Raw genomic sequence first — 9,746 nt, 5'->3', positions numbered from 1 at the left:
CCGGACGACTGGGCGAAGCGCCTGCCGAACAATGCCGCGCCGACGACCTCGGTGACGGTGATCCTGGTCCGCAAGGGCAACCCGAAGGCGATCCGCGACTGGGCGGACCTCGCGCGCCCCGGCATCAGCGTCGTGATCCCGAACGGCTTCACGCTCCTCTACCGGTCGATCATCGTCCTCGTGCCGCTGTCGGCGGCGTTCCTGATCGCTCGCCGCGGCGGCGGTCAACGCCGTCTTCGGGCTGCTCGTCTGCTGGGTGCTGGTCCGCTACGAGTTCGTCGGCCGCCGCTTCGTCGACGCGCTGGTCGACCTGCCCTTCGCGATGCCGACCGCGGTTGCCGGCATCGCCCTCACCGGCCTACCGTTCGTCGTGCGCACCCTGCAGCCCGTGCTCGAGGACCTGCAGAAGGAGGTCGAGGAAGCGGCGGCGATCCGGGCCGAGGCCACGCGCGAGCCGGCGTGGGTGCGCCGCCTGCTCATCGTCAGCGCCCTGGCCTTCCTCACCCACTTCCTGTTCGTGCCGCTCGTGGCCGTCTTCGTCGAGGCGCTGAAGAAGGGCCTCGAGGTCTATGTCGCCGCGATCACCGAGCCGGCAGCGGTGTCGGCGATCAAGCTGACGCTCGTCGCCGCCGCGATCTCGGTGCCGCTCAACCTCGCCTTCGGCCTGGCCGCCGCCCGGGCCATCGCCAAGTTCGAGTTCCGCGGCAAGAACCTGCTGCTGACGCTGATCGACCTGCCGTTCTCGGTCAGCCCGGTCATCGCCGGCCTGATCTTCGTCCTCGTCTTCGGCGTGCAGGGCTGGTTGGGCGAGTGGCTGCGCGACCACGACCTGAAGATCATCTTCGCCCTGCCGGGCATCGTCCTGGCGACGATCTTTATCACCTTCCCCTTCATCGCCCGCGAGCTGATCCCGCTCATGCAGGCGCAGGGCACCGAGCAGGAGGAAGCAGCGCGGGTGCTGGGGGCAGGCGGCTGGCAGATCTTTCGCCGCATCACGCTGCCGAACGTGAAGTGGGCGCTGCTCTACGGCGTCATCCTCTGCAACGCGCGGGCGATGGGCGAGTTCGGCGCGGTCAGCGTCGTCTCGGGCCACATCCGCGGCCAGATCAACACCATGCCGCTGCACATCGAGATCCTCTACAACGTGCGCCCGCACGAGCTCGAGGTCGTCGGCCGGGCCGACGAGGGCTCGGTGCCGGTGACGCTCGAGCACGCGCTCACCGTCGGGCCGAACACGCGTCTGGAGTTCCGCCGCAGCGACGACCAGAGCTACGTGGAGGTGGAGATGCCGCGCGCCGACTACCGCGCCCTGCGCGAGCGGCTTGGCCTCGAGCCCGGTGCGGCCGCGCACCTGCTGCCGCGGCGCGTGACCCGCTTCCCCAGCGAGGACATCGATCCCGCCGCGATGATCTAGCGCCGGGCCTGGACGCTGCAGTTCAGGAGAGCAGCTGCTTGCGCGCCCGGTGGACGCGGACGAACAGGTTCTCCTCGCTGATGCCGAGCGTGGCGCAGGCCTCGGCCGTGGAGCAGTCCTCGAGGACCCGCACCCGCATCGCCTCGCGCAGAGACGACGGCAGGCTCTCGATGCCGGCCAGGGCGCGCGCCAGCAGCTCGCGCTGCTCCGCCACCTCGTCCGGGCGGGGCCGCGGGCAGGCCACGTCGCGGGCGGCGCCGCCCGCGACGTCGTCGCCGTCGAGGGACTCGTGGTGCTCCGTCCGCCGCAGCGTGTCGACGATCTTGTGCTTGAGCACCGCCGTTAGCCAGGAGCGAAGCGCGGCCCGGCCGCCGAACGAGGCGCGCCCGGAAAGCACGGCCTCGAAGACGTCGTGCACCGCATCCTCGGCGAGCATCGGGTCGCGCAGGCGACGCTGGGCGAAGCGCAGCAGGTACGGACGGTGCGACACGACTTCGGCGAGGCGGCTGGCGGTGGCGTTCATGGCAGGCTCCGGTGGAGACACTGTGGCCACGCCACCTCGCGCCAGGCTCGCGGAAGATCACAGGACGATCACATCGCTGTAAGAACGCGCTGCCGGAGCGAGACAATCCGCCATGCCGACGCCCACCATCCTCGTCGCCGAGGACCAGAGCGACATCCGCGAGCTGCTGGTGATGAACCTGCGCGGTGCCGGCTACGACGTGACGGCGGTCGCCGACGGTCCCGCGGCGCTGGCCAGCCAGAACGAGCACCCGAGCGACCTGCTCGTGCTCGACCTCATGATGCCCGGCCTCGACGGGCTGGAGGTCTGCAAGGCGCTGCGCGCGCGCGGCCGCTCGACGCCCATCCTGATGCTCACCGCCAAGTCGACCGAGCTCGACCGCGTGCTCGGACTCGAGCTCGGTGCCGACGACTACCTGACCAAGCCGTTCTCGCTCGCCGAGCTGCTGGCTCGCGTCAAGGCCCTGCTGCGCCGCGCCGACCTGATGCGGGCGGCGCAGGCGGGCAGCGACGGCGCGTCGCGGGCGGTGCGCAACGGCGACCTCGAGATCGTGCCGGCCAAGCGCCAGGCGCGCTTCCGCGGCGCGGCCATGGACTTCACCGCCCTCGAGTTCGACCTGCTTCTGCACTTCGCGTCGCATCCCGGCCAGGTGTTCTCGCGCGGCCAGCTGCTCGACGCCGTCTGGGGCTACAGCCACGACGGATACGAGCACACCGTGACCACGCACATCAACCGCCTGCGCGCCAAGCTCGAGATCGACCCGCTGCGGCCGGAGCTGATCCTCACCGTGCGCGGTGCCGGCTACAAGATGCGCGACGTGCCCTGATGTCGGTCCGCTCCAAGCTGGCGCTGACGATCTTCGCGACCGGCCTGCTGACGGCCTTGCTGGTGATCGCCACGGTCGTCTGGTCGTTTCAGCGCTTCGAGAACCAGACCTCGTACCGGCGCGGCATGGCCTTCCTGGACCGGGTCGTGAGCATGTACGACCCGATCTTCGACCTGCACGAGCGCAACCCCGAGGAGTTCCAGCGCTGGCTCCGCGGGCTGGTGCTGTACGAGCCGGACATCGAGCTCTACCTGCTCGATCTCGAGGGCCTGGTGCTGGCCAAGACCGGGCCGGCACCGTTGAAGCCGGGGCTGCGCGTCGCGATGACGCCGGTGCGCGAGTCGGTCGAGCGCGTCGACGCCATGTTCGTCATGGGCGACGACCCGGAGCGCATGGACGCGGGCGCGGTGATCGTGGCCAAGCCGGTCCGCCGTGCCGTGCCCCAGGGGTCGCCGCCGGCGGCCGGGTACCTGTACCTCGTGCTGCACACGCAGCAGCTGCCCGAAGGCGGCTGGGACGTGCTGCGCAGCAGCTTCGCCCGGCCGGCGCTCGGCCTCGTCGTCGCGGTCATCGCCCTGACGACGCTGCTGGCCGCGCTCGTCATCGCCAGCGTGACGCGGCCGCTGCGCCGGCTCACGCGCGCCGTCGCCACGCTGTCGCAGAGCGGCCTGGCCGAGGGCCTGGCGGTCGCGCCCGGAACGCCGCTGCCGCCGCCCGGCCGCGACGAGTTCGGCCAGCTGACCGCCGCCTTCGAGATGCTGCTCGCCGTCTGCCGGCGGCAGTGGGACACCCTGCGTCGCACCGATCATTTCCGCCGCGAGGGGGTGAGCAACCTGTCGCACGACCTGCGTTCGCCGCTCACCGCGACCGTCGCCTGCCTGGAGACCCTCGATGCGCGCTGGTCGCCGCAGCCGGCGCGCGAGGACGATCGGCGCCTGGTCGAGATCGCCTTGCGCAACACGCGCAACGCGGCGCGCATGGTGCAATCGCTCGGCGACCTGGCCAAGCTCGACGAGCCCGAGTTCGGGCTGCGGCTCGAGGCCGTGGACGTCGCCGAGCTGCTGGGCGACATCGTCCTGCGCTTTGCCGAGCGTGCCGCAGGGAAGGGCGTCCACCTGCGCCTGGAGCCCGCGGCCGGGGTCGACGCTGGCGCCGACCTGCGGGCGGCGCTCGACGTCGAGCTGTTCGAGCGTGCCGTCGCCAACCTGCTCGACAACGCGTTGAAGTTCTGCCCCGAGGGAAGCACGGTGGTGCTCGGCGCGCAGGCGCGACCGGGCCGGCTCGAGGTCAGCGTCGCCGACGACGGGCCCGGCATTCCCGCGGCCGACCTGCCGCGCCTGTTCGACCGCTTCTATCAGAGCCGCACCAGCGTGGCGCCGGCCGGCGGCGAAGGCGGCCGCGGCCTCGGTCTGGCCATCGTCAAGCGTATCGCCGAGCTGCATGGCGGCCAGGCCAGCGTCGTCAGCGCACCGGGAGAGGGAACGCGCATCGTCGTCTCGATCCCTGTCTTCGGCGCTGCCGTCGCCGCGTGATCAAGAGGGGGGACGGGGAAAGCCCTCGTGCGTCGATTCGGGGCGCGGGCTAGATTGCGCGCACTCGTGCGGGCACCGATCGGGTGCCGCCTCGGGGGTTGAGAGGAGACAGCGACGCACAGGCGCACACGCCCGGCGGTCGCCCAGCAGAAGAAAGAAATTCGAGGGGCGCCGAGCGATCGGCGCCCCTCGTCATTGGCGCCCTCGCTACCATGCGCTGTCCCGACTGTTGCGCGGCCGCGCCTGCGTCATGCCCGAGATCAATCGTCGCCTGCTCGACGTCGACATCCCGTCCCAGCCGGAAGTGCTGGTCAAGCTGTCGCTGCTGCTCGCCGAGGAGGACGTCGACCTCCACGCCGTGAGTGCGCTCATCAGCTCCGACATGGCGCTCGCCGCCGCCGTCCTGAAGGCGGTGAACTCGGCGATGTACGGCCTGCGCGGGCGCGTGCAGAGCGTGCAGCAGGCAATCACCTACCTGGGCACGCGCGAGGTCTCGTCCGTCACCTTCGAGATGGGCCTGCGCGCCGTCTTCGCGCCGGCGCCGGAGCTCGAACCGCTGTGGCAACGCGCCGGGGTGCGCGGCCTGCTGATGGGCCGCATCGGCCAGGCGCTCGGCGTCGATCCCTGGGCCGCGCACTCGGCAGGCATCTTCGAGGAGTGCGGCAAGGCCGTGATGTTCCGCCACGCCACCGACCGCTACAAGAAGATGCTGGTCGAAGCGAAGTCGGACGAGGAACTGCTGATGCTCGAGCATGCGCAGTTCGGCGTCAGCCACGACACGCTCGGCGCCGCCCTCTGCGAGACCTGGGGCCTGGCGCCGGCCGCGGTCGACAGCGTGCGCTTCCACGTCGTCGTCAACAGCACGCTGGAGTTGCCGATGCATGTCCAGCGCCGGGCCATCTGCGCCGTCTCGGCCCTCGCCCACGCCCTCATGACCGATCCGGACCGGCTGGCCGAGGTGGCGCACAAGGTTGCGCCGCAGGCCGAACTCGACCCCATGGAGGCCGAGCGCGGTGCCCGCAAGGTGCAGGAGCAGATCGAGATGGCGGTCGAGCGGGTCAAGACGGACTGAGGTGGTGCTGCAGGGCGAGCGGCGGGCTCTCGACATGGCGCACCGTCTTCACGCACCGGGTTTCCGCCGCCGCGGGTTCCTGGCCGCGTTGCCCTGGATGGCGTCCGGTCCGTCTGCCGCCGACGAGCCCTTGCGCGAGGCGATGCGCCGCGCCGAGGCCTTGCGCGACGAGGCGGTGCGTGCCGGCGACCAACCTTTTGGCGCGGTGGTGCTGCGCGGCGAGCTCATCGTCGGCTTCGCGCCCAGCCGCGTGGTCACCGCCAGCGACCCGACGGCGCATGCCGAGATGGAAGCCATCCGCGATGCCGCGCGCCGGCAGCGCACGCGCGACCTGTCCGGCTGCGTGCTGGTCTCCACCTCGCGCCCGTGCCGCATGTGCGAAGCGGCCGCCGGCTGGGCCGGTATCTCGCGGATGGTCTACGGCGCGACGTTGACCGACGCCGGGGCACCCCGGTGAGGCCCCGTGCTGGCCGGCGAGTTGCTGAAGACGCTGCCCACACCGAGATCCTGCGCCGCGCCGGCGCACGGGTCTGAGATCGCGCCGGCCCGATGCAGCGGCGACACTTCCTGGCGCTGATCGCCGCGCCCCACGTCGTCGTGTCCAGCGCCCCCGCCCTTGCCGACGGTTCCGGCCCCCAGCTGGCGTCTTACTACGAACGCCACATGGCGCTGCTCGACGGCGTGGCATACGGATGGACCGGCCGCGGCCTGCCGATGCGCATGCGCTCGGGCGCCAGGCAGGTCGGCGTGAGCCGGGATGCATTCTTCGCCCTGCTCGACGACAGCCGGCTGATCGCCTGGGACGAAGCACCGGGCTCGGCCACCATCTTGATGCCGGGCGTGATCGCCTTTGCCAGCGGCCAGTCCGGCTGGTTTGCGATCGACCGTGCGCAGGTGCTGTGGCAGGGCGGCGGCAAACTGCCGGCGCCGCAGCGGGTCGCCGATGACGTCGCCGCGGCCTGCATCGGCGACAGTGCCGACTACTACATTCGCCGCGACGGCACGCTCTGGGTCAAGGGCCAGGCGCACCGCGGCCAGTACGGTGACGGGCGGCTCGCCGCCACGGGCGAATTCGTGAACACCGCGCGCGATGCCGTCGCCGTGAAGGCGCATACCGGGCATGCCCTGTACCTGAGCCGCAGCGGCGTGGTCATGGGCAGCGGTGGCAACCGCTTCGGGCCCCTCGGTGCGCACGGTCTGGGCGACAAGGCCGAACGCTGGGGCCCGGTCTTCGACAGCGCGCGCGCCATCGCGACCGGCTCGCGCCATTCGGCGGCCATCCGCATCGATGGCAGCCTGTGGGCCTGGGGCGAGGGTTTCGGCATCCAACCGCGCCGGCTGCTCGACGATGCCGCGGCGGTGGCCGCAGGAGACACGGCCTTGATCGCGATGCGCGCCGACGGCAGTCTCCTGCAATGGGACGGTGCCGGCGTGCCGCGCCCCTTGCCGGCTCGGTGAAGCCCGACCCGCCGCGCCCCGTCGAAGCTCAGTCGACCTTCGCGCCCGAGGTCTTCACGACGGCGCTCCACTTCTTCGCTTCGGCAGCGATGAAGCGCCCGAACTCCGCCGGTGCCATCCCGCCGGGGATCGCCCCCTGGGCCAGCAGGCGCTCATTCAGGGCCGGCGAGGCGAGCGCCTTGGCCGTCTCCTGCTGCAGCCGGTTGACGATGTCCGGCGGCGTCCCGGCGGGGGCGACCAAACCGAACCAGCTGCTCGCGTCGAAGCCCTTCACCGGGCCGGCCTCGGCGACCGTCGGCACGTCGGGCAGCGCCGCGCTCCGCTGGCTGCTGGTGACGGCCAGGGCGACCAGCTTGCCGGACTTGATGTGCGGCAGGGCCGAGGGCAGGTTGTCGAACATGAGGTCCATCTGGCCGCCGATCAGGTCGAGCAGCGCCGGCCCCGAGCCGCGGTACGGGATGTGGACCATGTAGGTGCCGGTCATCGACTTGAAGAGCTCGCCCGAGAGATGGATCGAGGTGCCGTTGCCGCTCGATGCCATGTTGAGCTTGCCCGGGTTCGCCCGCGCGTAGGCGATGAGCGAGCGCACGTTGGTGATCTTCGCTTCGGCTGCCTTCGCCGGGTTCATGACCAGGACGTTGGGGACGCCCGCCATCAGCGTGATCGGGACGAAGTCCTTGACCGCGTCGTAGGGCATCTTCGGGTAGAGCGCCGGGTTGATCGACTGAGTGCCGACGGTTCCCATCAGCAGCGTGTAGCCGTCGAGCGGCGACTTGGCCACCATGTCGGCGCCGAGGTTGCCGCCCGCGCCTGCCTTGTTGTCGATGATGAAGGTCTGGCCGAAGGCCTTGCCGAGCTCGGGCGCCAGGGCCCGCGCCAGGATGTCGGTCGTGCCGCCCGGCGCGAAAGGCACGACGATGCGCACCGGCTTGTTCGGCCACGGCCCGCTCTGGGCCTGCGCCAGGCCCAATGTCGCCACCATCAGGCCGAAGGCCACGAGTCGCACACGTGATCGCATCTTGTCCCCTGTTCGTCAAATGGGGGGCCTGCGCCAGCGCCGGCCCGGGCGTAGTGTGACGCGGAAGACAAAGAGAGGGGAGCGGGACGAACGGACGGGGCGCGCTCTCAAGACCCCGGGCTGCCCGCTCCCCCTGGACGGCTCGTCCGGAATCGGCCCCTAGCGAGCCCGCGTGCCCGGCCCGAAGAGGGTCAGCTGGCGCGGCGCCCGCGGCTGGTCGAGGACCATCGGGCGCTCGGCGACGGAGCGGGCCGCATGCAAGATGGGCTGCGGCAAGGCGCCGAGTCCCATGCGCAGCAGCGACGAGGCACCGCCATGGCAGCGCGGCCCGTTCGGGCGCTGGGCAAAGGGTGTGCTGCTGGCGAAGGGGCGGCGGGTCTGCATGGGCGGCTTTCGATACAGGAACGGGGCTCGGCGCATCGGGCTGCGGCTGACCGTCGGGTCCGTCGCGGGCGACAGGCGCAACCCGCGTGCCAGCCGTGTACCGTGGCTGAAGACACGAAAGCGACGCCGCACAGCCCGTCAGGAGCGTGTCCGCCGACAAATCCGGCCACGGCCGAAGTGAATCGTTACAGCGTCGACCGATTGCGTCGACGCCGCAAAGCCGTGTTACGTGGCCACGGGACGGGCGCGGTAGCCGCGCGGGACGGCCTCGAGGAGCCGGCGCGTGTACTCCTGCACCGGGCGGTCGAGGATCTGCTCGACGCTCGCCTGCTCGACGACCTCGCCGTCCTTCATGACGAGGACCTCGTCGGCCATGAAGCGGACGACGGCCAGGTCGTGGCTGATGAAGATGTAGGTCAGGGCGAGCTCGTCCTGCAGGTCCTTGAGCAGGTTCAGCACCTGCGCCTGGACCGATACGTCGAGCGCGCTCACCGCCTCGTCGAGCACCAGCACTTCGGGGTCGAGCGTCAGGCAGCGAGCGATCGCCACCCGCTGGCGCTGGCCGCCCGAGAACTCGTGCGGGTACTTGTGCATGGCGTCGTCGTCGAGGCCGACCTTGGCCAGCAGGGCGCGGGCACGCTCCTCGCGGTCTGCCGCGCCCCGGCCGATGCCGTGGATGGCCATCGGCTCGGTGAGCGTCTGGCCGATCGTGAAGCGCGGGTTGAGCGAGGCGTACGGGTTCTGGAACACGACCTGGATGCGCTTTCGCATCGGCAGCAGCTCGGCCTTCGACAGCTGGAGCAGGTCTCGGCCGTCGAACAGGGCGCGGCCGCTGACCGGGCCGCCGCTCGCCTCGTGCAGGCGCAGAAGCGTCAGGCCGAGCGTGGTCTTGCCCGACCCGGACTCGCCGACGATGCCGAGCGTGTGCCCGGCGCGCAGGCGAAAGGTCGCCCCCTTGACGGCCTGGAACGCCCGCCGGCCGAAGACGCCGCTGCGGATCCAGAAGCCCTTGGTCAGCGCCTCGACCTCGAGGACGACGCGCGCCTCGAGGTCCTTGACGCGGCGGATGCCGACGGCCGCCGGGCCGCCGCCCTGCGCGGCGATGTGGTCGTCGACCACCATCAGCCGCGGCGCGCGCTGGTCCAGCGTCGGCCGGCAGGCGAGCAGGGCCTTCGTGTAGCTGTCCTGCGGCGCGGCGAAGATGCCGGCGACGGGCCCCTGCTCGCGCACGATGCCGTTGCGCATCACGACGACGTGGTCCGAGATCTCGCCGACGACGCCGAGGTCGTGGCTGATGAAGAGCATGCTCATGCGATGCTTCTCCTTCAGCCGCGCGAGCAGCTCGAGGATCTGCGCCTGGACGGTCACGTCGAGCGCCGTGGTGGGCTCGTCGGCGATCAGCAGCTTGGGGTCGTTGACCAGCGCCATGGCGATCATCACCCGCTGGCGCATGCCGCCCGACATCTCGTGCGGGTAGGTCTCCAGCCGGCCGCGCGGGTCGGCGATCCCGACCAGCCCC

Annotated in this window: 10 protein-coding genes and 1 pseudogene; 7 read left to right on the top strand and 4 right to left on the bottom strand. The window is 71.3% G+C overall.

Going from position 1 to position 9,746, the window contains the following annotated elements:
• Positions 1 to 144, top strand: a pseudogene (locus AC30N0_RS13310) (substrate-binding domain-containing protein); the annotation flags it as partial.
• A 112-nt stretch (positions 145 to 256) separates the two neighbouring features.
• The gene (gene cysW / locus AC30N0_RS13305; protein WP_489518389.1) at positions 257 to 1,414 is read left to right on the top strand and encodes a sulfate ABC transporter permease subunit CysW; all 1,158 of its coding nucleotides are present in this window, start codon (positions 257 to 259) and stop codon (positions 1,412 to 1,414) included.
• A 22-nt stretch (positions 1,415 to 1,436) separates the two neighbouring features.
• On the opposite strand, the gene AC30N0_RS13300 is transcribed toward cysW, so the two are convergent.
• Positions 1,437 to 1,937, bottom strand: a complete 501-nt coding sequence (locus tag AC30N0_RS13300; protein WP_489518388.1) for a sigma-70 family RNA polymerase sigma factor — start codon at positions 1,935 to 1,937, stop codon at positions 1,437 to 1,439.
• A 112-nt stretch (positions 1,938 to 2,049) separates the two neighbouring features.
• On the opposite strand from AC30N0_RS13300, the gene AC30N0_RS13295 reads away from it, so the two are divergent.
• The 5 genes from AC30N0_RS13295 to AC30N0_RS13275 all read left to right on the top strand — a co-directional run bounded on the left by AC30N0_RS13295 (position 2,050) and on the right by AC30N0_RS13275 (position 6,825).
• Complete coding sequence (locus AC30N0_RS13295) at positions 2,050 to 2,763, top strand: response regulator (RefSeq protein WP_489518387.1); 714 nt, start codon at positions 2,050 to 2,052, stop codon at positions 2,761 to 2,763.
• A complete protein-coding gene (locus tag AC30N0_RS13290) occupies positions 2,763 to 4,295 on the top strand; it encodes a sensor histidine kinase (protein ID WP_489518386.1) in 1,533 nt (510 codons plus the stop codon). Before AC30N0_RS13295 ends, AC30N0_RS13290 begins: the two co-directional genes overlap by 1 nt.
• Positions 4,296 to 4,545: 250 nt before the next feature.
• Positions 4,546 to 5,367, top strand: a complete 822-nt coding sequence (locus AC30N0_RS13285) for an HDOD domain-containing protein (RefSeq protein WP_489518385.1) — start codon at positions 4,546 to 4,548, stop codon at positions 5,365 to 5,367.
• A 34-nt stretch (positions 5,368 to 5,401) separates the two neighbouring features.
• Positions 5,402 to 5,824: a nucleoside deaminase gene (locus tag AC30N0_RS13280; RefSeq protein ID WP_489518384.1), complete on the top strand. Its 423-nt coding sequence runs from the start codon at positions 5,402 to 5,404 to the stop codon at positions 5,822 to 5,824.
• Between the two features lie 92 nt (positions 5,825 to 5,916).
• A complete protein-coding gene (locus AC30N0_RS13275; RefSeq protein ID WP_489518383.1) occupies positions 5,917 to 6,825 on the top strand; it encodes an RCC1 domain-containing protein in 909 nt (302 codons plus the stop codon).
• A gap of 28 nt (positions 6,826 to 6,853) precedes the next feature.
• Here AC30N0_RS13275 and AC30N0_RS13270 read toward each other — a convergent pair whose 3' ends face one another.
• From AC30N0_RS13270 to AC30N0_RS13260, 3 genes are all read right to left on the bottom strand, one after another.
• Positions 6,854 to 7,807, bottom strand: coding sequence for a tripartite tricarboxylate transporter substrate binding protein (locus AC30N0_RS13270; RefSeq protein WP_489518390.1), 954 nt, complete (start codon positions 7,805 to 7,807; stop codon positions 6,854 to 6,856).
• A 195-nt stretch (positions 7,808 to 8,002) separates the two neighbouring features.
• Positions 8,003 to 8,227 (bottom strand): hypothetical protein, encoded by a 225-nt coding sequence (locus AC30N0_RS13265; RefSeq protein WP_489518382.1) that lies wholly within the window; start codon positions 8,225 to 8,227, stop codon positions 8,003 to 8,005.
• Positions 8,228 to 8,452: 225 nt separating this feature from the next.
• The coding region (locus AC30N0_RS13260; RefSeq protein WP_489518381.1) for a dipeptide ABC transporter ATP-binding protein at positions 8,453 to 9,746 on the bottom strand (1,294 nt) is incomplete at its 5' end.

Origin of the sequence: Rhizobacter sp. (assembly GCF_031412495.1) — a bacterium.
GTDB lineage: Bacteria > Pseudomonadota > Gammaproteobacteria > Burkholderiales > Burkholderiaceae_C > Schlegelella_A.
The sequence above is the reverse complement of the archived record's forward strand: the minus strand, read 5'-3'. Positions and strand labels throughout refer to the sequence as shown.

What these genes read in the sequence shown, in the direction of transcription:
- AC30N0_RS13295 (WP_489518387.1), top strand. Translation starts at nt 2,050, where the DNA reads ATGCCGACGCCCACCATCCTCGTCGCCGAGGACCAGAGCGACATCCGC.
- AC30N0_RS13300 (WP_489518388.1), bottom strand. Translation starts at nt 1,937, where the DNA reads ATGAACGCCACCGCCAGCCGCCTCGCCGAAGTCGTGTCGCACCGTCCG.
- AC30N0_RS13275 (WP_489518383.1), top strand. Translation starts at nt 5,917, where the DNA reads ATGCAGCGGCGACACTTCCTGGCGCTGATCGCCGCGCCCCACGTCGTC.
- AC30N0_RS13290 (WP_489518386.1), top strand. Translation starts at nt 2,763, where the DNA reads ATGTCGGTCCGCTCCAAGCTGGCGCTGACGATCTTCGCGACCGGCCTG.
- AC30N0_RS13285 (WP_489518385.1), top strand. Translation starts at nt 4,546, where the DNA reads ATGCCCGAGATCAATCGTCGCCTGCTCGACGTCGACATCCCGTCCCAG.
- AC30N0_RS13280 (WP_489518384.1), top strand. Translation starts at nt 5,402, where the DNA reads ATGGCGCACCGTCTTCACGCACCGGGTTTCCGCCGCCGCGGGTTCCTG.
- AC30N0_RS13265 (WP_489518382.1), bottom strand. Translation starts at nt 8,227, where the DNA reads ATGCAGACCCGCCGCCCCTTCGCCAGCAGCACACCCTTTGCCCAGCGC.
- AC30N0_RS13270 (WP_489518390.1), bottom strand. Translation starts at nt 7,807, where the DNA reads ATGGTGGCGACATTGGGCCTGGCGCAGGCCCAGAGCGGGCCGTGGCCG.